At 42.5% G+C, this 22,126-nt stretch carries 19 protein-coding genes and 1 pseudogene; 3 read left to right on the forward strand and 17 right to left on the reverse strand.

Translation table 11 applies throughout. The annotated features are described in order from the left end of the window. Positions 1 to 114: 114 nt before the first annotated feature. The 10 genes from J502_RS07290 to J502_RS07330 form a co-directional block, all read right to left on the reverse strand. Complete coding sequence (locus J502_RS07290) at positions 115 to 1,089, reverse strand: ABUW_2363 family tetratricopeptide repeat lipoprotein (RefSeq protein ID WP_005406450.1); 975 nt, start codon at positions 1,087 to 1,089, stop codon at positions 115 to 117. Positions 1,090 to 1,198: 109 nt separating this feature from the next. Next, positions 1,199 to 2,017 (reverse strand): serine O-acetyltransferase, encoded by an 819-nt coding sequence (gene cysE / locus J502_RS07295; RefSeq protein ID WP_005019829.1) that lies wholly within the window; start codon positions 2,015 to 2,017, stop codon positions 1,199 to 1,201. Continuing rightward, a complete protein-coding gene (locus J502_RS07300; RefSeq protein WP_005406503.1) occupies positions 2,010 to 2,852 on the reverse strand; it encodes an RNA methyltransferase in 843 nt (280 codons plus the stop codon). Before J502_RS07300 ends, cysE begins: the two co-directional genes overlap by 8 nt. Positions 2,853 to 2,871: 19 nt before the next feature. After that, complete coding sequence (dnaE, locus tag J502_RS07305; protein ID WP_034683614.1) at positions 2,872 to 6,438, reverse strand: DNA polymerase III subunit alpha; 3,567 nt, start codon at positions 6,436 to 6,438, stop codon at positions 2,872 to 2,874. Between the two features lie 168 nt (positions 6,439 to 6,606). Beyond that, a complete protein-coding gene (locus tag J502_RS16525; RefSeq protein WP_005406342.1) occupies positions 6,607 to 6,852 on the reverse strand; it encodes a hypothetical protein in 246 nt (81 codons plus the stop codon). Continuing rightward, positions 6,846 to 7,187, reverse strand: coding sequence for a hypothetical protein (locus J502_RS16530; protein WP_052026674.1), 342 nt, complete (start codon positions 7,185 to 7,187; stop codon positions 6,846 to 6,848). Before J502_RS16530 ends, J502_RS16525 begins: the two co-directional genes overlap by 7 nt. A 140-nt stretch (positions 7,188 to 7,327) precedes the next feature. Further along, positions 7,328 to 8,023, reverse strand: coding sequence for a methionine ABC transporter permease (locus tag J502_RS07315; protein ID WP_005019833.1), 696 nt, complete (start codon positions 8,021 to 8,023; stop codon positions 7,328 to 7,330). Then, positions 8,020 to 9,045: a methionine ABC transporter ATP-binding protein gene (locus J502_RS07320; protein ID WP_034428883.1), complete on the reverse strand. Its 1,026-nt coding sequence runs from the start codon at positions 9,043 to 9,045 to the stop codon at positions 8,020 to 8,022. Before J502_RS07320 ends, J502_RS07315 begins: the two co-directional genes overlap by 4 nt. 75 nt (positions 9,046 to 9,120) lie before the next feature. Next, positions 9,121 to 9,990, reverse strand: coding sequence for a MetQ/NlpA family ABC transporter substrate-binding protein (locus tag J502_RS07325; protein ID WP_034683616.1), 870 nt, complete (start codon positions 9,988 to 9,990; stop codon positions 9,121 to 9,123). A gap of 494 nt (positions 9,991 to 10,484) precedes the next feature. Further along, positions 10,485 to 11,720 carry a pyridoxal phosphate-dependent aminotransferase gene (locus tag J502_RS07330; protein WP_005019839.1) on the reverse strand — a complete coding sequence of 412 codons (1,236 nt, stop codon included), beginning with the start codon at positions 11,718 to 11,720 and terminating at the stop codon, positions 10,485 to 10,487. A gap of 155 nt (positions 11,721 to 11,875) precedes the next feature. On the opposite strand from J502_RS07330, the gene msrB reads away from it, so the two are divergent. Both msrB and J502_RS07340 read left to right on the forward strand, forming a co-directional pair. Next, positions 11,876 to 12,295, forward strand: a complete 420-nt coding sequence (gene msrB, locus J502_RS07335) for a peptide-methionine (R)-S-oxide reductase MsrB (RefSeq protein WP_034672053.1) — start codon at positions 11,876 to 11,878, stop codon at positions 12,293 to 12,295. Beyond that, complete coding sequence (locus tag J502_RS07340; protein ID WP_005019841.1) at positions 12,292 to 12,774, forward strand: glutathione peroxidase; 483 nt, start codon at positions 12,292 to 12,294, stop codon at positions 12,772 to 12,774. Before msrB ends, J502_RS07340 begins: the two co-directional genes overlap by 4 nt. A gap of 54 nt (positions 12,775 to 12,828) precedes the next feature. On the opposite strand, the gene dapC is transcribed toward J502_RS07340, so the two are convergent. From dapC to J502_RS07365, 5 genes are all read right to left on the reverse strand, one after another. Then, positions 12,829 to 13,998 carry a succinyldiaminopimelate transaminase gene (gene dapC, locus J502_RS07345; protein WP_034683618.1) on the reverse strand — a complete coding sequence of 390 codons (1,170 nt, stop codon included), beginning with the start codon at positions 13,996 to 13,998 and terminating at the stop codon, positions 12,829 to 12,831. Between the two features lie 25 nt (positions 13,999 to 14,023). Beyond that, positions 14,024 to 16,690, reverse strand: a complete 2,667-nt coding sequence (glnD, locus tag J502_RS07350) for a [protein-PII] uridylyltransferase (protein ID WP_034683621.1) — start codon at positions 16,688 to 16,690, stop codon at positions 14,024 to 14,026. A gap of 22 nt (positions 16,691 to 16,712) precedes the next feature. Then, complete coding sequence (gene purT / locus J502_RS07355; RefSeq protein WP_171054440.1) at positions 16,713 to 17,930, reverse strand: formate-dependent phosphoribosylglycinamide formyltransferase; 1,218 nt, start codon at positions 17,928 to 17,930, stop codon at positions 16,713 to 16,715. A 115-nt stretch (positions 17,931 to 18,045) separates the two neighbouring features. Beyond that, positions 18,046 to 18,387, reverse strand: a complete 342-nt coding sequence (gene ygaH, locus J502_RS07360; protein ID WP_005406436.1) for an L-valine transporter subunit YgaH — start codon at positions 18,385 to 18,387, stop codon at positions 18,046 to 18,048. Then, positions 18,384 to 19,058, reverse strand: a complete 675-nt coding sequence (locus J502_RS07365; RefSeq protein ID WP_171053894.1) for an AzlC family ABC transporter permease — start codon at positions 19,056 to 19,058, stop codon at positions 18,384 to 18,386. Before J502_RS07365 ends, ygaH begins: the two co-directional genes overlap by 4 nt. A 181-nt stretch (positions 19,059 to 19,239) precedes the next feature. Here J502_RS07365 and J502_RS07370 point away from each other — a divergent pair, with 181 nt between their 5' ends. Beyond that, entirely contained in the window at positions 19,240 to 19,722 is a 483-nt protein-coding gene (locus J502_RS07370) for a hypothetical protein (RefSeq protein ID WP_005019855.1), read from the forward strand. A gap of 66 nt (positions 19,723 to 19,788) precedes the next feature. On the opposite strand, the gene J502_RS07375 is transcribed toward J502_RS07370, so the two are convergent. Further along, positions 19,789 to 20,727, reverse strand: coding sequence for an AEC family transporter (locus tag J502_RS07375; protein WP_034428850.1), 939 nt, complete (start codon positions 20,725 to 20,727; stop codon positions 19,789 to 19,791). Between the two features lie 219 nt (positions 20,728 to 20,946). Beyond that, a pseudogene (ychF, locus tag J502_RS07380) lies at positions 20,947 to 22,037 on the reverse strand (redox-regulated ATPase YchF). Between the last annotated feature and the right edge of the window lie 89 nt (positions 22,038 to 22,126).

The raw sequence follows: 22,126 nt of genomic DNA on the forward strand, positions 1-22,126 counted from the left end.
AAGAATCAACAAGATAATCTCGATTAAATCATACGTGAATTCTGGCTGTTTTCAATTCAAACCCTATAAAAATAGGCTGCCGAAGCAGCCTAAATTGTGCAAAATGTGTGAGAGTTATGAGGCAGGTTGTGCAGGAGTGGCAGTACCTGGAGCTGCTGTAGCTACAGGTGCAGATGGAGTGGCAGGGACATTTATATTTAATATCTGCCAGACATTCCAGCGGCCCCGCTTGTCAATTTCTTCAATCAAACGGTCAGCAACTTCGGCTTCTTGCGGATATTTTACTTTATAATTTTTTAGAGTTGTGGTCGCATTCTTTTTCTGTTCCATTGCAATATAGTTATTAGCTGCTGAAAGATAAGCTTCCTGTACGCCAAATTTCATTGCTTTATCCAGATATGGAATCGCTTCACGCTGACCGCCACCTTCAGACAGGGCAAAGCCAAACCAGAAATTGGCTTCTGGATCATCTTGGTTAATACGTAAAATACGCTGTGCATAAACTAGTGACTGAGTCGTATAGTTTTTACCCAGGTCCAGATTGCGTGCCATTACACTTGCTTTGAAAGCACGAATTAATACATCGAATGACGCATTTGGATTAGCTGCCAGTGTATCAAGACGTTGACTGACCTCTTTAAGTTTATTTTCAAAGCCACGACGTTCCTGACGTTCGGTAAAGCGTGGTGGATAATGGCGTGCCTTACCTTCTACCAGCTGTAGAAAGTCATCAATTTCAGTAATATCAATTTCATTTTCACCAGCCAGTACAGCAAATTTCATGGCGCGCTGATTACTGTTGATAATTGGAACAATAAGTTTATTGGTTTCAAGGGTCGTAGTCTGGCCAGTGGTTGGGTCTGTAACCTGAAGCTTGGTGACTGGCTGTGCTGCGGCTGCTTTTAGCGCAACTTCAAATGGAGGTGGAGCATTATAATCAAACGGGTTTAGTGCATAAAATGGTGGAGAAATTTCAGGTTCAGTAAAGACGACCGGTTCATTGTTTACTTTCTGTTTTACTGGTCCGGTTGAACATGCAGTAAGAAATGAAGTAGCAATCAATGCACAGGCCAGTGGCTTAAAAGTCATATAATTCTTCCGTTAATTGTTATCTACATAAGAGAAGCACGTTTGCCAGTCTAAAAAATCCTATGCAAACATGCAATGTCCAGCTTGTGAGTATATGTTTTAATTTAGCTCAAGCTTTAGTCTGGGTACTTTGTGCTTCGCATTCACGGCGCACTTCTTCAATAATCTTTAACTCTTCTTCACTAAATGGGTGCTGTTCATTTTGTGCTGAACGCTTAAATGTCGGGTCAAGTAGCGATAAACGCTGACATAAGGTGTTCATGCGTTTCTCGTTATATTCAATACGGTCCAGCAATACACGCATACCTTCAAGAATAGGATCGGCCTGTTCCTGTGTGGCGGCATAAGGCTGGAAACCTATACGTTCTGCATAAGAACGACGACGCGCTTCCTGTTCGTTATCCTGAGCTTCTTTATCTTTAAAAATGTAACGTGCCGGTCCGCCTACCGCTGTAACCCCTGCAGGTATAGCCTTTGTAACCACTGTATTCGAGCCTACTTTGGCATTTTTCCCCACAGTAAATGGTCCAAGAATTTTAGCACCTGCACCGACTACTACGCCATCTTCAAGTGTAGGATGACGTTTGCCTTTATTCCAGGTAGTGCCGCCTAAAGTAACGCCATGATAAAGAGTAACATCGTCTCCAATCTCTGCTGTTTCACCGATCACTACACCCATACCATGATCAATAAAAAAGCGTCGGCCAATCTTTGCACCCGGATGAATTTCTATACCAGTGGCAAAGCGGCTGAATGAAGATAAAAGCCGGGCTGTACCCTTGCAGTCTTTCTTCCACAGTTCATGGGCTACCCGATGCATAATTAATGCATGAATACCCGGATAGGTCGTTAATACTTCCAATGTGTTACGGGCAGCGGGATCACGGGCAAATACGGCCTGGATATCTTCTTTAAGCTGCTTAAGCATCTGGCTGCTCCTTTTGGCTGTTCGACTTTTTCCATGTGCCATTGTTCAAGGCCTGCACCCGACTAAAAATGCCACGCAATAAATGATATTCCATACGGTCTAATTGTATACGCCCGAATAAGCGACGCAAGCGTAAAGGTAACAGGCGTTTATTGTTGGGATCTAAAAATTCAATCTCTTCAAGCATTTTTTCCAGATGGGGATAAAACTGCTCCATTTGTTCATGTGTAACCAACGGCTCATCCCAGTCCATCATAGACTTGCCAGTTACCAGCATTTGATTGGTTTCTTGAGGTGGAGTATCCATCAGCTCCAGTGTAGCCATACGCATTTCATAGCAGATTACTTGAATTGCCTGAGCGACATTAAGTACGCCATAATCGGTATTGACTGGAATAGTGACATGATAATTGGCTAGTGCCAGCTCTTCATTGGTCAGGCCACGGTCTTCACGGCCAAATACTATCGCAATTTCCTGCTGTTTACTGACAACTGCCTGCATAGAGGTTTGTGCTGCCGGGCGGGCATCTAATAGTGGCCATGGGATGGTGCGACTGCGGGCACTGGTACCAAATACCAGATGACAGTCCTGAATGGCCTCTTCCAGTGTTTCAACAATCTGGATCTGTTCAATAAGATCCTGTGCACCTGCTGCCAGCGCATCAATGTCCGGATGTGGATAAGTTCTTGGAGCGACCAGGATCAGTCGGCAAAGACCCATTGTTTTCATGGCACGCAGAGCACTGCCAATATTAGCCGGAAGTGTGGTATTGACCATTACAATTCGGACGTGGGATAAATGCTCTGAGATTAAAGCATTATCAAAACTGCTCATAGGATATCCAATTTTTGTATCAAGAATACTGGCTGACTTCAGCCTGATAAAGTTCTAAAGCTTCATCCATGCTTATATCATTCGAAGCGAGGGAAGCTGTATGTACCGGGCGCACAGGCTCTACTACCCGCGCAGCTTTGGATTTGACCTGGTACTCGATATGCAGAGCTTCCTTGCCAAAATAATCACGCAATTTTGCCAGCAACTCATCAAGTGGGGCAACTTTCCAGCTTGGACCCAAATGTAGCTCTGCTGTAGCATAGGGCTGCTCTATAAATAGCTGTACCGGAATATGCTGGTACATGTCTATATTACAATAAGGTGCAAGTATTTTTTGCAACTCCAGACCCAATGCCGGGCCTAACAGATCATCACTCAGCTGTATCTTGATGCTGTTTGCTCGCTTCTGACGGATTTCATTTAAGCTAAAAGCCTTGCTGAGACGCGCCATCGGGCGTTCATAACCTTCGCGCTCATAAATTTCTCCCTCAATGACTACGACTTTTTCATGCTGGATAATATCTTTAAAGCGTTGGAAACGCTCGTGGTTACAGCTGACTTCTACACGTGCTGTACCATCATCCAGTGTGATCATGACGCGGTTTGGAAAATTGGCGACATCGATTACCAGACCAGCGAATACAGTAGTCACGCCACGACGGGTAGGCGTCAGTTCATTCAGCCGACTTGGAACAAAAGACTTGAGTTCTGGCCGGTAGACATTAATAGGGTGCCCAGTCAGGTAAAGGCCTAAAGTGTCTTTTTCGCCCTTGAGACGAACCTCATCACTCCAAGGTTTTACAGGTTTAGCTGGTTTACGCTGAATTTCTTCAACTTCACCGAAAAGATCCATAATCCCGGTTTCACGGTTTTGACGGGCCTGATCTGCTGCTTGTACTGCCTCAGGAAGCTGTGCCATCAGGTCAGCCCGTTCAATTTCTAGACAATCCAATGCACCGGCACGAATCAGTGCTTCTAAAGTACGCTTATTGATTTTCTTCAGATCAATGCGGTGGCAGAAATCGAATAGATCTTTATACGGTCCTTGCTGGTTACGCGAGTCAATCACTGACTGCATTGCAGCCTCACCAACGCCTTTAATCGCACCAAGACCATACACAATAGTTTTTTCATCAATTGCATGGAACTGGTAAATTGACATATTGACCGAAGGTGGCAAAACTTCCAGATTGTTTTTTCGGCAGTCATCAATCAAAAATACCACGTTATCGGTATTCTGCATTTCCGACGACATTACCGCTGCCAGAAATTCGGCTGGATAGTGCGCTTTTAACCATGCTGTCTGGTAGGCTACTAATGCATAGGCAGCTGCGTGTGATTTATTAAAACCATAGCCGGCAAATTTTTCCATATAATCAAAAATATGGTTGGCTGTAGCTTCATCAATATCTTTTTTTGCAGCGCCTTCAATGAAGATTTTACGCTGCTTAACCATTTCCTCAGGTTTTTTCTTACCCATTGCCCGGCGCAGCAAATCCGCACCACCAAGCGTATAACCCGCACAATACTGTGCCGCCTGCATGACCTGTTCCTGATACACCATAATCCCGTAAGTAGGCTCTAGTACGCCTTCAAGCAGAGGATGCAAATATTCAAACTCACCACCATGCATACGATGAATAAAGTCAGGAATCAGATCCATCGGTCCTGGACGATATAAAGATACGAAAGCAATAATTTCTTCAAATTTGCTTGGACGTGCTTCTTTGAGCATCTTTTTCATGCCCACAGATTCAAACTGGAATACCGCAGTGGTATTGGCATTGGCAAAGACCAGATAAGCGTCTTTATCTTCAAGTGGAATAGCAGCAATATCTAAAGGTTTATCGCTTTTAATACGTTTATTGATATTCTTGACTGCATCTTCAATCACTGTCAGGTTACGCAAACCCAGAAAGTCAAACTTTACCAGACCTGCTGCTTCTACGTCATCCTTATCGAACTGCGCTACGCGCGCCGTACCATCAGCATCACACATGACTGCAGAAAAATCGGTAATCTTGGTCGGTGAAATCACTACACCACCGGCATGTTTACCAGTATTACGGGTAATACCTTCCAGTTTTAGCGCCATTTCCCAGATCTCTGAAGCATCATCATAATCCGGGTTGGATGGGTTGGTAACAATATCCTTAAGCTGAGGTTCAGCTTGCAAGGATTCTTCCAGACTTAAGCCCAAGGGTTTAGTTGGAATCAGTTTGGAAATACGATCTGCCAGTCCATAAGATTTACCTAGAACCCGGGCCACATCACGAATCGCTCCTTTAGCCGCCATAGTACCAAAAGTAGCAATCTGGGAGACGGCATCACGACCATAAGTACGTGCTACATAATCAATTACACGGTCACGGCCAGCGATACAGAAATCGACATCGAAGTCAGGCATCGAAACACGTTCCGGATTTAAGAAACGTTCAAACAGCAGTTCATAACGCAGCGGATCAAGATCAGTAATTTTTAAACTATAAGCAACCAGAGAACCTGCGCCTGAACCACGGCCCGGGCCTACCGGTACGCCATTATTCTTTGACCATTGAATGAAGTCCATTACAATCAGGAAGTAGCCCGGAAACCCCATCGAGTTAATAATATTAATCTCGTATTCGATACGTTCATCATAAGGCTTACGTATTTCAGGCCAGTGTTCATCACGCTCCTCAGGTGGATAAAGGAAATTTAACCGCTCTTCGAGGCCTTCTTTGGACAAATGCGCAAAAAAGGTATCAATAGTATAACCCTCTGGAATCGGATAATCCGGCAGGAAGTACTTACCCAGTTGCAAGGTTACGTTACAACGTTTAGCAATATGATAAGTATTCTCAATGGCTGACGGAATATCCGAGAACAGCTCGGTCATCTCTTTAGAAGACTTAAAATACTGTTCGGGCGAATAGGTTTTTGGACGGCGATTATCACCAAGGACATAACCATCAGCAATACAGACCCGGGCCTCATGCGCTTCGAAGTCGTCTCGGGTCATGAAGTGCACATCATTGTGTGCCACTACACCAATATTATACTTCTGGGCTAGTTTCACCGCTTCTATAATAAAGTCATCTTCGCCCGGACGATTAGTGCGGGTTAGGGCCAAATAAACCCGATTTCCAAATTTGGCAATCCATTCTTCCAGCAAAGGTTCAGCTTTTTGAGGATTAGAAGTAATCAGCATTTTACCGACATCAGAATTCATCCCGAGCAGGGCAATCAAATCCTGATTCTGGTCCAGTATCCATTCTTTTTGTACGCAGGGAATATCTAGCTGTTGACCGCGGATATAACCTTCAGATACCAGTTCTGTCAGGTTTCGCCAGCCTGTATTGGTCATTGCTAATAAGGTCATACGATGTTCAGCATCATTCAGGCGGATTTCTGAGCCTAAAATAGGCTTGATACCTTTACCCAAACATTTTCCGTAAAATTTGACCGCTGCGTGCAGGTTAGATAGATCAGTCAGTGCCAAAGCAGGCATTTCATCTTTTTGAGCAGCTTTAACCAGATCAGGCACACGTACGATTGATTCTGTAATCGAGAACTCTGTATGAATACCAAGATGAACAAACTGCATAGAAAACAACCCTGCCTAAACTGCCCTGTATTTTAACATGCTCTTGTGAACGGCATAGCTCAATATTTACTACATTAGAACCTTTTATAATTTCATTTTAAGCAGGGCTATAAATGGAAGGACAGAAATTCTATTATAAGTATATTCTTCTAATAAAAGTACCAGTAATTAACAGGTTATACCTTGGCGTATATCGAAAGCACGTAACCTGCCATTTTTGAAAGTAAAGTCAAGATGTGGAGAATAAGGAGATACATGCTCATCCGGATGCTTGAGATAAGCTTTCAGGTCAGCAGAAGCTATCAGTATTACTGTGCCTATACCTGTAATTTTTATCCCTTTTGCACTTTGAGGAAAGTCCTTTTTAAACTTAGCAAGAATATAATCTTTTGAGATGGAAAGATTATTTACCAAGATTTTTTGCTAAGGTCTGCTTTATTTTTGCAGTTCAGACTGACTCGGCCCTGAGTATCAATGAGTTGATTAATACTGTCTCTGCTTTTGAAATAGTTTTTAGAAAAAGGGGAGTTATCTTCTGGATATATTTCAAAAAACAGCCCCTTGTTTGGAACAAGAGCAGTTGAATATTCATGGTTACCTATACATTCCGAGTAATTTTTGTGAATTTTTATATTTTGGATGACTAGCTGTTTGGTTAATTGAGAAGCCGTTACAGACTGTCTAAGCTCTAATACATTTACCTTTATACTAGTAGCATAATCATAAGGTAATGTAGAAGCCTCAGACACTGCACATATGCTAAAAGCAAAGATTACTAATCATATTTTTATCATGAATATTGACCGGTTAATCATAGCTATAGCACGATTATAACAAACAGCAAACCTGAAAAAAGCCCTCTATAGAGGGCGGTTAATCAGTCCTGAACCTATCTGAGACGGGCTAGCCATTCACCGAGCATCTGGACGATTTGAACCAGAATCAAAAGAACAATAACTGTTAAAATAACTACACTGGTATCAAAACGCTGATAGCCATAAGAAATAGCCAGGTCTCCAATGCCGCCCGCACCAACAGCACCTGCCATTGCAGTCGCACCAATCAGGCTAATAGTGGCTGTGGTCAGGTTAAGGATCAGTGAGCTACGGGCTTCTGGCAAAATAAAATTAAAAATAATTTGTAGGGGAGTCGCTCCCATCGCTTGAGCTGATTCAATAATTCCTTCATTTACTTCCAGCAGTGAAGTTTCAACCAGCCGACCGATATAAGGACCTACATAAATAGTCAAAGGCACGATAGCAGCCCATGTTCCAATCGAAGTTCCGACCAGCAGCTTGGTCAGTGGAATGACTGCAATAAGCAATATGATAAAAGGCAGGGAACGTAGCGCATTAACAATAGGGTTTAAACCATGATAAATCAACCGGTTTGGTAAAATACCTCCCGGACGTGTAACCACCAGAGTAATACCCTGAATAAAACCCCAGACACAACCAAATAGCATGGCAAAAAACACCATGTGGAAGGTTTCCTGTAAAGCAGTTACGAACTGGTCAATTGAAAGTGAGCTTTTCCAAAATGGCGCAGTAACGCTAGTGAGCCACTGAACAATCAAGTCTCTCATACCTGCACTCCTGACTGTTCAACCTGCACGCCATTATTTTCCAGAAACAGAATAGCTTGCTGAATCACTTCCGGGTCACCTAAAAGTTGAATAAACATTTGTCCAATAACAGTCCCATGAATTTCAGTCATATTGGCAAACAAAATATTTAAGCTTAAGTCAAACTTTTTGATTACAGCTTGAACTACCGTTTCCTGAGCAGATTTACCCAGGAATTTCAGGCAGTAAATACTATGATGATTCTGGTTTTCCAAATTATTTAGAATATTAACCGGTAATTGCTGTTGCAAAACAGTTTGGATAAAGGTCCGAGTTGTTGGATGTTGTGGCTGACTGAAGATATCTAGTGTAGAGCCTGTCTCAATGACTTTACCATGTTCCATCACTGCGACATAATCACAAACTGATTCAATCACATCCATTTCATGGGTAACCATTACAATGGTAATCCCTTGCTCTTTATTAATTTTTTTAAGCAGTTGCAAAACAGACTGGGTGGTCTGCGGGTCAAGTGCAGACGTAGCTTCATCGCAAAGCAGAATTTTTGGATGATTTGCTAGAGCGCGTGCAATACCAACCCGCTGTTTCTGTCCACCCGACAACTCATCGGGAAAAGCATCTCGTTTGTGCTTTAAATCAATAAAGTCGAGCAGTTCATTTAAGCGTTTTTCGCGTTCAGCCTTGCTATAACCCAACAGTCTCATCGGCATTTCAATATTGGCTGCTACAGTTTTGGTTTGCAGCAAATTAAAATGCTGAAAAATCATACCAATATTGGCACGTTCCTGACGCAATGTACGGGCATCCAGAGCAGTGAAATCCTTCTGGTGAATAATAACCTGACCCTCATCCGGACGTTCTAGTAAGTTAATCAGACGGATGAGTGTACTTTTACCTGCACCACTATAACCGATGATACCAAATATACTGCCATCTGGTATCTGCAGGTTAATCTGGTCAAGGGCACGAATAGTCTGGCCCTTGAGCTGGTAGTGTTTGGAGATGTTCTTAAATTCGATCATAGCGTCAAGATACTGTATAAGAATGAAAAAACAGGCAAAGTTCACTTTGCCTGTTTGTTAATCGCAATTATATGATTATTTTGCGTCAGTAAGATAGCTTACCGGCTTATTTACATCGACTTTAGTACCGCCAAATTTTTCCTGGATATACTGCTTAACCGGCGCAGTATGGTATAGCGCACCAACTTTCTGTAGTACAGGATCATTCTGGCGATCGGCAGCAGTAGCCAGAATATTTACATTCATTTTGGTACTCTGGTCAATTGGTTCATAATAAATAGCATCTTTAAGTACATTTAAACCGCCTTCCATTGCTAAAGTATTGCCCAATACTATGGCATCTACTTCATCTTTTACACGGACTGCAGTTGCCATTTGGACAGGCTTGATCATAATCTGCTTTTTATTTTCAACGATATCGGCAGGAGGACCCTGTACCTCGTCAAAACCGGGCTTTAATTTCACCAGACCCGCAGACTGAAGCAGTAGCAATGCACGTGACTCATTTGCCCCATCATTTGGAATAGCAATGGTGGCGCCATTTGGGAACTCTTCAACTTTCTTTACTTTGGTTGAGTAAATACCCATCGGTTCTAGATAAGTAGTAGATACCGGTGCGATCTTGTCTTTATTGTTGGCATTATATGCGACCATATAGGCATACGACTGAAATGCGTTCAGGTCGACTTCCTTATTGGCTACAGCGGTATTCATGGCAACATAATCAGTGAAGTTTTTAACATCCAGTTTAATGCCAGCTTCTTTAGTTTCAGGCAGAGTTGCAATGTAGCGCCAGATATCTGCATCTGAACCAGTAGATGCCATAGTTACGGTTTTAACTTCAGCAGAATCCTGTGTAGCGTTTTCAGTTGCAGGCTGTTCAGGTTTTGAGCATCCTGCCAGTCCTACAGATACGCCTAATACAAGGCCAAGCAACTTTTTCATGTATTCTTCCCGGTAAATTTAATGTATTTAAATTTACAAATTATAACATTTGATCATTAAATCAAGCTTAACCAACCGCTCTCGTGAAATGGAGACCGGTTTAAAGCGTCAAGAAATTTGTAGTGGTCTGTTCTAACGCTCTATTGTATTAGGGAAACTGACTGCTATCACTACAGCATGTTATTTAAATCAATAAAATTTAGAACCTACTCATGAGCTGCATCATACCAATAAAGCTATATGCAATATAGTGAATATAAAGTCATTCCTTATCTTATTAAGTGCTTTTGAAAATTCAAATTTTAAAAAATTTAATTATTAAAATCATGTGTTTATTTATAATTTTTTATAAAAAATATTTATCTGATAAATTTTTATCCTATATAAAATTTTATTCAATATAAATCTATAAATGAGATAAAACTGAATATAGCAATTTTAAGCTCTACATCTTTCAAATAGAAAGATGTAGAACACTATTTTATTTAACAGACTTATCGCATTTTTGCCAAAAAGCGACTTAAACGGTTGATTGCTTCGCGTAATTCATTTTCAGCAGGCAGGAACACTACACGGAAATGATCCGGAGTTGGCCAGTTAAAGCCTGTACCTTGTACTAACAATACTTTTTCTGCACGCAGAAAATCCAGCATAAATTTTTCGTCGTCTTCAATCGGATACACTGCTGGATCTAAACGTGGAAAACAGTACATGGCGCCTTCCGGTTTAACACAGAAAACTCCAGGAATTTCATTTAACATTTCCCAAGCAATATTGCGCTGCTCATATAAACGTCCGCCTGGACGAATCAAGTCATTAATAGACTGATAGCCTCCAAGTGCAGTCTGAATTGCATATTGCGCCTGATGATTGGCACACAGTCGCATTGAGGCAAGCATATCCAGTCCTTCAATATAGTCTACTGCACGGCTTTTATTACCGGTAATTGCCATCCAGCCTGAACGGTAACCTGCAATACGATAAGCTTTAGAGAGACCATTGAAAGAAACACATAACTGATCACCTGCCAGTGCTGCCAGGGCTACATGTTCAATTCCATCATAAATAATCTTGTCATAAATTTCGTCGGCAAACAGGATCAGGTCATATTTTTTTGCCAGTGCAACAATCTGTTCAAGTACGTGGCGCGGATAAACCGAACCGGTTGGGTTGTTCGGATTAATCACCACAATACCGCGGGTATTTGGAGTGATTTTACTTTCCATATCAGCGATATCGGGATACCAGAAATTTTCTTCATCACATTTATAGTGAATCGCTGTACCGCCAGAGAGATTGACAGCTGCCGTCCAGAGCGGGTAATCCGGCATTGGCACCAGCATTTCATCGCCATCATCTAGCAGACCTTGCATGGCCATAACAATGAGTTCTGATACGCCATTACCAATGTAGACATCTTTTACGCTGACATCAAATACACCTTTTTGCTGGTAATACTGGCAGATCGCTTTACGTGCCGGAAAGATTCCTTTTGAATCGGTATAACCCACTGCATTTGGCAGGTTCAGGGCAACATCATTAATGATTTCTTGTGGCGCTTCAAAGCCGAACGGGGCGGGATTACCAATATTGAGTTTGATAATTTTATGGCCCTGTTCTTCCATTTCATTGGCGGCTCGTAACACTGGTCCACGAATGTCATAGCAAACATGCTCAAGCTTAGACGATTTTTTGATTTCGCGGGGTATAGTGTTACCTAAAACGGACATGATCTCATCCAATTATATGTATATTAAGAGAAAAATAGATTAACTGAAATAGCACAATCTATGGTGAAATTTAGCTAGAAATTTTTTGTTGTCTAGCGTAAATATGAAAGTACTGAAGCATGACATTGAATGTCATAGAATTAAAGGAGTTAATGATGGGAAAACTCAATAAAACAGACCGAGAATGGCAAAGAGAGTTATCACCCGAAGAGTTTCGTATTGCGCGACAAAAAGGTACTGAACCTGCGTTTACGGGGAAATACTGGAACAGTAAACAGGACGGGGTATATACCTGCCGTTGCTGTGGTGCAGAACTGTTTTCTTCAGAGACCAAATACGATAGCGGGTGTGGCTGGCCAAGCTTTTTTCGTCCGATTAATTCAACTGTTATAGAAGAAAATGAAGACTTAAGTCATGGGATGGTCAGAACAGAAATAGTTTGTCATCATTGTGATGCTCATCTGGGGCATGTATTTGAAGATGGTCCACAGCCGACAGGACTGCGCTATTGCGTAAATTCGGCTTCACTCGAATTAAAAACACAAGAAAAAAGTGATGAGGAAACCTATCCATGACCAACATTTATCAGTTTGAAGCTGAGTTGTTAGATGGAAAAACTAAATCAATGGCTGACTATCGGGGCAAAGTCTTACTGATTGTTAATACTGCAAGTAAATGCGGTTTCACACCGCAGTTTGCTGGTCTGGAGAAAGTTTACCAGAAGTATAAAGATCAGGGATTAGAAGTATTAGGTTTTCCATGTAACCAGTTTGGCGGACAGGACCCGGGGACAAATGACCAGATTGGTGCATTTTGCCAGAAAAATTACGGTGTCAGTTTTCCAATGTTTGCCAAGGTTGATGTAAAAGGCCCAGAAGCCCATGCAGTTTTTCGTTATTTAACCAATAACAGTAAAGGAATTTTGGGCAACGGCATTAAATGGAACTTTACCAAGTTTCTGGTAGGAAAAAATGGTGAAGTGCTGAACCGTTATGCACCAACCAGTAAGCCTGAAGCTTTAGAAGAAGATATTGAAAGGGCATTGGCACAGTAAAAGTAAAAATAAAAGGGCGATTTAATCGCCCTTCATTTTTTCAGTAAATTAAGATTAAAGTACTCTCTTTAATCGTTCAATAGCCTGCTCACATTGAGCAATCTCAGCAACCAAGGCCAAACGTACATGATTTTCACCCGGATTACCTTGCGGAGTCTCACGTGACAGGTAACGTCCCGGTAGTACTTTGATATGTGCTTTTTCCATGAGCATTTTGGCAAAATTTTCATCATGGTCTACTTTTAACCAGTAATAAAAACCTGCATCTGGTTTTTGAAGTGGCAGAAGATGCCCCAGTTCATTTTGAAATAGTTCAAATTTGGCCCGATAAAGCTTACGGTTTTCTTCTACATGGTTTTCATCATTCCAAGCCACAATTGAGGCGAGCTGATGTTGAACGGGCATGGCTGCACCATGATATGTGCGGTATTTCAGGTAAGGTTTAAGCAGGTTGGCATCACCTGCGACAAAACCGGAACGCATTCCGGGCAGGTTTGAGCGTTTGGACAGGGAATGAAATACTACACAGTTTTTATAGTCATTACGTCCGATTTCAGCACAGACTTCAAGAAGGCCAACGGGCGCTTCATCGAACCAGAGTTCTGAATAACACTCATCTGATGCAATGACAAAATCATACTGGTCTGAAAGTGCAATCAGTTTTTTAAACTGATCTTTAGACAGAACCGCACCTGTTGGATTACCTGGTGTACATACAAACAGTAGTGCTGTTTTTTCCCATACCTCACTGGGTACATGGTCAAAGTCACCCAGATAGTTATTTTCTTGGGTGCAGTTAATGAAGTATGGTTTTGCACCTGCTAGAAGGGTTGCACCTTCATAAATCTGATAAAACGGATTCGGCATGACCACATAAGGTGTATCTTCTCGTTTTACCAAGGCCTGAACGAAAGAGAAAATTGCCTCGCGCGTTCCCGATACAGGAAGAATATTATTTTCGGCACTAATGGTGTTCAGCTTAAAGCGGCGGGGTAACCAGTCTGCAATACTCTGTCTTAATTCAGGTAAGCCTTTACTGTTCGGATAAGTTGAAAGGTGTTCAAAGTTATCAATAATTGCCTGTTTTACAAAATCAGGGGCAGGATGCTTGGGCTCACCAATAGAGAGGGGAATCAAGGGAAGGTCCGCAGGGACTACATCCTTAAAAAGTTGATTGAGCTTTTCAAAAGGATAAGGATGTAATAATGACAAGCTTGAGTTCATTGAAAAAATACCGTTTAATTATAACTTAATGCTGGCTTATGACTTGGCTTGAAGCTTCATCGAGTGCTGATTTCAGTTTTGCAGAAAAAAGCTGAGCTTCTTCAGCATTCATAGGCGTTCCATCCTTCTTTGTCACAAAGAAAATATCTTCAGCCCGTTCACCAAGTGTGACAATTTTGGCAGAATGAATATCCAGCCCCTGCATCATAAACAGACCGCCTACTTTAGCAAGTAAGCCAGGTTGGTCAAGTGTGGAGATTTCCACCATGTTTTGCTGCAAAGCCGGATTTAGGGTGATATCGACAGTATTTTTTACATCAAAATGGCGCAACTGACGAGGAATACGACGCTGCATTAACCCCGGGTAATTGTCGGCATGGCTGAGTGCCTGAACCAGCGCATCTGCAACGGTCTGCTTGCGTTCAGCATCAGTGAGTAAGGTTCCAAAACGGTCCAGTACTACATAAGTGTCTAGACTGAATGCTTTTGTGGCAGTAATAATTCGGGCGTCCTGAACATCGAGATTCATTCGGTCCAGTACTGCAACTGTAGTCGCAAACAGATTTGGCTTGTCTTGAGTATAAATAAAAATCTGAACTGCATCTTGTGCAGCTTTACGATGTGCCCGCATCCATACCAGAGGAGCTGGGTTATCCCCATGTTGCAGGATTGCACGGGTATGCCAGGCAATTTCATTCGCGGACTCTTTGAGAAAATACTCATCCCCCAGTTCTTGCCAGACCTTCTCTACCTCTTCCAGGGCAAACTCGTCCACCAGAAGTTCACTGGCTGCAAATTTGGTATCTTCAATGAGCATCTGGTATTCCACAGGGCGACCCAGGCCGGTGCGAATTACATCACGTGCATGCGTATATAGCTGACGCATTAATGAGGCACGCCACGTATTCCAGAGTTTTGGATTAGTCGCATTAATATCTGCTACTGTTAAACAGTATAGGTAATCCAGATGCTCCATATCACCCAGTTTTTCGGCAAATTCTTTAACCACATCCGGATCGGAAATATCCTTCTTTTGAGCAGTTAATGACATCAGCAAGTGGTTCTGGATGAGCCACGCCACCATTTTGCACTCACGTTCAGTAAAACCATGTGCACGGCAGAATTCGATTGCATCAACTGCACCCAGTTCACTGTGATCGCCCCCGCGGCCTTTGGCAATATCATGAAATAATGCGGCTAAAAATACGATATCACGACGGGCAAGACGCTGAAAAACCGAGCTGACGACTGGAAAATCTTTCGCAAATTCTGGCTCTTTAAAGCGGTTTAAGTTTCTGAGTAACAGGAGTGTATGGGCATCCACCGTATAAATATGAAACAGGTCATATTGCATTAATCCGGTAATTTTCCCAAAAGAAAGTATGTATTTACCGAGCACCCCATAACGTTTCATCGCTACCAATGTGTCGTATAAACGGTAGGGAGAGCGTATAATTGCCATGAAAAGGGCTTGATGCATGGGATTATCACGGAAGCTCTGGTCAATTCGCTTGGCTGCCAGAGTCAGCAGGCGAAGTGTTCGGGCACGCACTCCCTGAATTTCTGGCCGGTTAGCCAGTAAATAGAAAATCTCCAGAATTGCACTTGGATTTTCCGAAAATATTTTATGATGTTGTACTGCCAGTTTACCGTCTACCAGTTTAAAGTGTTCATTGATTTCTTCAATTTTACGCTCATAACTTGGTAGCCGCGGGGTAATAACAGACTCATTAAAATAAGCCAGTAGCATTTCATTTAAAGTTGAAACTTGCTGCGCAGTACGGTAATACCGCTTCATGAACTGCTCAATCGGATAGTTCGGAGGTTCCCCTTCCTTATGGACATAGCCAAATTTTGCTGCTATTTCGCGCTGGTAATCAAATAGCAGCCTGTTTTCATCACGTTTGACCAGACGGTGCAGGTGGTGACGGATTTCCCAGAGAAAAATTTCAGCTTCCTCCAGAACAGCAAGTTCAAATTCGGAAATAAAACCGAGATGAACAAGATCATAAATCCGATTAACCCGAAAATGCCGTTTAGCAATCCAGCCAATCTGGTTAATGTCACGAATACCGCCTGGCGCATTTTTAATATCGGGTTCCAGATTGCTTTCTGTATGATTATGCTGGGCATAACGCTTTGCCTGCTCCTGCATTTTGGCATCAAAGAAAGTTTTATCTGTCCAGGTCTGTGACACAATCCGGCGTGGCCATCTGGCCAGATGCTGATTTCCAGTAATCAGCCGCGCTTCAATCAGTGCAGTAGCAACAGTTAAATCATTGGTGGCCTGTTCTACACAACTGGAAATAGTGCGTACACTAATACCTGGCTTAAAATTTCCCACATCCCAGAGAGAAGAAATAAAAATAGAAATTAAGCTTTCCTGTTCAGGAGTGATCTCGTCTTCAGACAAAATCATGATATCGACATCTGAGTATGGCAACATTTCACGACGGCCATAGCCCCCTACAGCAAACAGACCAAGATCGGTCTGGTGGAGTCCCGCATGTTGCCATAAGAAGATTAGAGCTTCATCGATTAAATTGGAGCGGGCCAGAATAATGTCACGGATAGACTGCCCATTTTCATAACTCTCCTGTAACTGCTTTTCAACATCAGTACGCCATACATTAATGGCCTGAATATCATGATTGCTTTTGACATAATTAAGCAGAGGCGAGGTAGTGATCATGAGCATGTTCCGCAGTAAAGCTTTATGGATTTGAGTTTACAAGTACTTGTGCGGCTGTTTGCTGCGCAAGTTCACGTGCTTCTTCTATAGATGCTGCGCGTGCAGTAGCAACACCCATACGGCGCCGTTTAAAACCTTCCGGTTTGCCAAACAGGCGTAAGTCTGTAGAAGGATGAGCTAATGCAAGATCCAGACCAGAAAATGACAGGTTAGAACCATCTTGGCCAGCATAAATAACAGCACTGGCTGCAACACTGTGTCGCGCCGTATTTACAGCTAAGCCCAGAATAGCCCGTGCATGTAGCTCAAATTCACTTTGGAACTGTGAAGCAAGGGTAACTAACCCAGTATCATGTGGACGGGGAGATACCTCACTAAACCAGACCTGATCACCTTTGATAAAAAGTTCAACACCAAAAACTCCACATCCACCCAGTGCCGCAGTGACTTTATCTGCAATCCGTTTAGACTCTTCAAGCGCCACAGGTGACATGGGCTGCGGCTGCCAGCTTTCAACATAGTCCCCGAAATCCTGTCGGTGACCAATCGGATCGCAAAAGCTGGTTTCAATTTTGCCGCTTTGCGGATTTTTAGCACGCACAGTCAATAAAGTAATTTCAAAGTCAAAATCGATTTGTGATTCAACAATGACCTTACCCTGATTTACCCGTCCCCCAGTCTGTGCATATTCCCAAGCTGCATCAACTTCATCAAAACTTTTTACCCGGGACTGTCCTTTACCAGAAGATGACATGACTGGTTTTACAAAATTAGGATAACCAATATCATCACAGGCAGCACGAAAGCTCTCCAGAGAGTCGGCAAAACGGTAAGCAGAGGTGGGCAAGCCTAATTCTTCAGCAGCCAGGCGGCGAATGCCTTCACGGTTCATTGTCAGGTTAACAGCTTTAGCAGAAGGAATGACAACAGCTTGTTGTCCAGCTTCCACCTCTAGAAGAACTTCCGTAGCAATTGCTTCAATTTCAGGGACAATAAACTGGGGTTTGACTTGCTCAATCAGTGCTTTTAACTGTTGGGGATCTGCCATGTTGAGGCTATAAGAAAAATGAGCGACCTGCATGGCTGGCGCGTGTTCATAACGATCCGCTGCATGTACTTCTACTCCAAGCCTTTGCAAGGAAATGACGACTTCCTTACCTAGCTCTCCCGAACCAAGCAGCAAGACTTTGACCGCTGAAGATTGAAGTGGAGTACCGATAGTCACGCTCATGCGAATCATCCTTGCAAAAGTGGACTTACAGCATAACAGAACTCATGCGCGTGTTAAGTGTTTCAGCAAGAAAAGCTTAAGTTTTTATCAAGTAATCTTCTGATCAATCAAAAGAAAATTTCATTTAGACAGGTATGTAAGTATAGACCAATCCATAAACAATGGCTGCGGTCAGAGTTGCTGGTACGATTTTCCTGAATCTAAAATATAAACCGATCAGTACAAGGAAACCCGCCAGCATGGCCAAGCTTTTATCAGGTGTTTCAATCAGGGGGGGCAATGTAGCAACTACTAGCATAGAGCTAATAGCAGAAATACCGATACTCCCCAGCACAATTTTTAACCAGATTGCACCACGACGCTGATTCTGCTGCTGATACTTTTGAATGAAGTAAAATGGGCCAAAACGGGAAATGAAATTTGCAATTCCCACGACGAGACCGACCAGAATAATATCCAGATTCATAGTGTTTCCATTAAATCGTCATGCTGCTTGAGGATGTAATGCTTAAACAGTCCGGCCAGAATACCGGCAATAATCCCGATAAAAATTGCTGCAGAAAGATTAATAAAATAACAGGCTAAGGCCGAAACAATTAAGCATACCGCTACCACCAGAGTATGTTTTCTCTCAAAAGCCGCGAGTAAAAAGCTTAAAAACAGCGCAGGTAATAGAAAGTCCAGGGCCGCTTGCAAGAAGCGTGGCAAATTACTCACCTGATTGGCGAACATCCCCCCTAGAAATGAACCACCTGCCCAAGATAGCCAGCTAAACAGACTTAAGCCCAGCATCCATGACTCTGACCATTCCTGTCGGCGTTGGGAGAGTTTAATCATGCCACTGGCAAATACCTCATCGGTAAGTCCCCATGCCCAGGCAGCGGTCTTTTTCAGGTTTAACTGATGGTTAATCAGGTTGTATAAGGCTGGTCCATAGAGCAGATGCCGAATATCTAAAGCGATAACAGTCAGTGCTGTCATCCAGATTGATGTACCACTGCCGAGCAGGGCAACTACAAGAAACTGACTGGCACCAGCATACATGGAGCAGGATAAAAATAGAGCTTCCCAGGCAGTAAACCCAAACTGGGTAGCAGAAACGCCAAAGGCAAACGAGACAGGTAAATAGGTCAGCATGATGGCCTGGCTATCTCTGGCACCTTGCCAGAAACCGGCCTGAGTCAAAACGGAACTTTCATGTTCAGACACAATACACCCTGGAATTTTTAAAGAGTTGAACAATAGGTCAAAACGCAGATTGAGTATTCTACCCGAATTCACTAGCATATGAGGAAAATGTTTGTTTAGGCGACTTAAAATGCGGGCTCATTTAAACCGTTCATTTCTTCTTCTCCCTGTTTTAATCAGCGTGCTGGGCTTACAGGCATGCAGCAACTCATCAAACGAACCAGAGCGAAAAGTCGAGATTAAACCTGCTCCAAAACTGACCAATGATGCCACCAGTTACGCCCAGCAGGCATGGAAACTCATGAATGAGATTGATGCACTGGTTTATCAGAAGCAGACAGAGCGTCTGGAACAGGAAGTTCGTAAACCAATCCGTCAGCTTACCACTGACTGGCGAATTAATGTCAAGATGACAGACTCAGTGACTGAAGGAAAATATGCCCTTTGCCGTAAGGCATTGAGTAGTCTGGATATCTGGACGCGAGAAATTCTTGAAAATGGTTCAGAAGCTGGTCAGAAACAGGCTGATTATGAACGTGATAAGGCACAGTGTAAGGGCGCAATTGATCATCCTGAACTGGGTAATACCGACCCAAAAAAGAAAGGCGTTTAAGTAATTTAAAAAAAATAGCTCAACATATGAGCTATTTTTTATTAAATGATTAGCCTAAACATTAAATTAAAAAGGTGAAGGAATAAATTGCATAATCAGGGCAATACTCACAAGAGATAAGAGGGTACTAAGCATGACAGACGCAACTGACTGCTCAGCAATGCCATTTAATTGCCCATAGATTCCAAATGCTGTCGCCATAGGAAGAGCTGAAAGGATTAAAGCTGCATAAGCCATCTTCGCTGTGCTTCCCGGCATTATATAAATTATACTGGTCACTACAATTGGCATAATCAATAACTTGATAGCGCATACAATCAGTACATCTTTGCTAAGGTCTTTTATGGTCAATGTTGCAAGACTGGCACCAATCACAAAAATCGCAAGTGGAGACGCAGTAGAAGCTAGTGATTTTAGTGGAAGCTCTAGCGAGACAGGCCACTGAACGGTATAAACTGAGCAGATCAAGCCCAATATAATTGAAAGAATAATGGGATTTTTAGCAAGATTTTGCAAAGTTGAAAGAATAATGGTGGATAGAGCCTTATCCTGTTGATCTGAAGATTCTATTAAAATCAGCATCAGACTCAGTAAAATAATATTTTCAATCACCAGGGTCATTGCCAGATAGGGAACAGCGGCCTGGGCAATTAGTAAGGTGAGTACTGCTGTACCGATAAAGCCGGTATTTGACATGGATGAACCCAGCCCAATCACAGCAGCCTGATGGCGAGGTACCTTAAAGAATCGGCGATAAAGTGTATATGCACTGAAGAATAAAATCAGTGAACCTAGCAGGTAGCCTAGAAAATAAGGCATCTGCCAGATTTCATCAAAGGAACGGGTAGAGAGGGCGTACAGTAAAAATGCGGGTAGCGAAACTTTAATAATAAACTGGATGATTGCCTGTACATGCGTAGTATTTAGCATGTTTAAGCGCAAGCTTAAATAACCCACACTTAAAATAATAAAGATGGGAAGGATGACTGAAATAATTTGTTCCATGACCTGATCGTTTGCTCCCTGCAAACTTGATTATTCCACTATTTCATTGAGTTTTAAATGTAGTTGGAACGTTTAATTAAAAAGACACTGGATGAAGATAAAAAGAGAATGTTAGCTGTATATTAAAATTATGGACAAAAGGCTTTATTTAGCAGAGCCTAATAAAAATGCCAGTCATATTAATGAACTGGCATTTTTATTACTTTACTGGGTATATTTTTATACGTTAAAACGGAAATGCATAACATCACCATCCTGAACGACATACGTTTTACCTTCTAGACGCCATTTGCCGGCCTCTTTGGCACCAGCTTCACCGTTGTACTGTACAAAGTCATTGTATGCAACAACTTCAGCACGAATAAAACCTTTTTCAAAGTCGGTATGAATGACACCTGCCGCTTGTGGTGCAGTTGCACCAACTTTAACCGTCCATGACGAACTTCTTGCACCCCTGCCGTGAAATAGGTTTGTAAGCCCAGTAAAGCATAACCGGCACGGATAACTACATTTAAACCCGGTTCTTCCATACCCATTGCTTCTAGGAACTCAGCGCGATCTTCATCTTCAAGAAGTGAGATTTCAGATTCAATCTGGTTACACAGAGGTACCACAATGGCATTTTCTTCTTCTGCCAATTTGCGAACAGCATCCAGATGCGGATTATTTTCAAAGCCGTCTTCTGCCACATTTGCAATATACATGGTTGGTTTTAACGTCAGTAAACCAAAACCACGTACCAGTTTGCGCTCATCATCAGATAAATCTGCTGCACGTGCTGGCTTGCCCTCATCCAGTAAAGGCTGAATTTTTTCTAGTACGGCTTTGGTTGCTACCGCTTCTTTATCACCACCTTTAGCAACTTTGGTTAAGCGCAAAATAGCTTTGGCTACGGTTTCCAGATCAGCCAGTGCCAGTTCAGTATTAATAGTAGCAATATCATCTAATGGATCAATCTTGCCATTTACATGAATAACATTTTCATCTTCAAAACAACGTACGACATGAGCAATTGCATCAGTTTCACGGATATTCGCCAGAAACTGGTTACCTAGACCTTCACCTTTGGATGCACCTGCTACCAGGCCTGCAATGTCAACAAATTCCATCGTGGTGGGAATAATACGTTGCGGGTTTACAATAGCAGCCAGCTTGTCCAGACGTGGATCGGGTACAGGTACAATTCCGGTATTTGGCTCAATAGTACAAAACGGGAAGTTCTCTGCTGCAATGGCAGCCTTGGTTAGTGCATTAAAAAGGGTAGACTTACCCACGTTTGGCAGGCCAACAATACCGCAATTAAAACCCATGAAATGACTCACAAAAAGTGTTATCTGAAATTGCCGATGATTTTACATGAAAGCCATGACAAAGTCAGTCATGGTATCTCACAATCCCT

The organism is Acinetobacter sp. 1294596, assembly GCF_000582925.1.
Taxonomy (GTDB): domain Bacteria; phylum Pseudomonadota; class Gammaproteobacteria; order Pseudomonadales; family Moraxellaceae; genus Acinetobacter; species Acinetobacter radioresistens.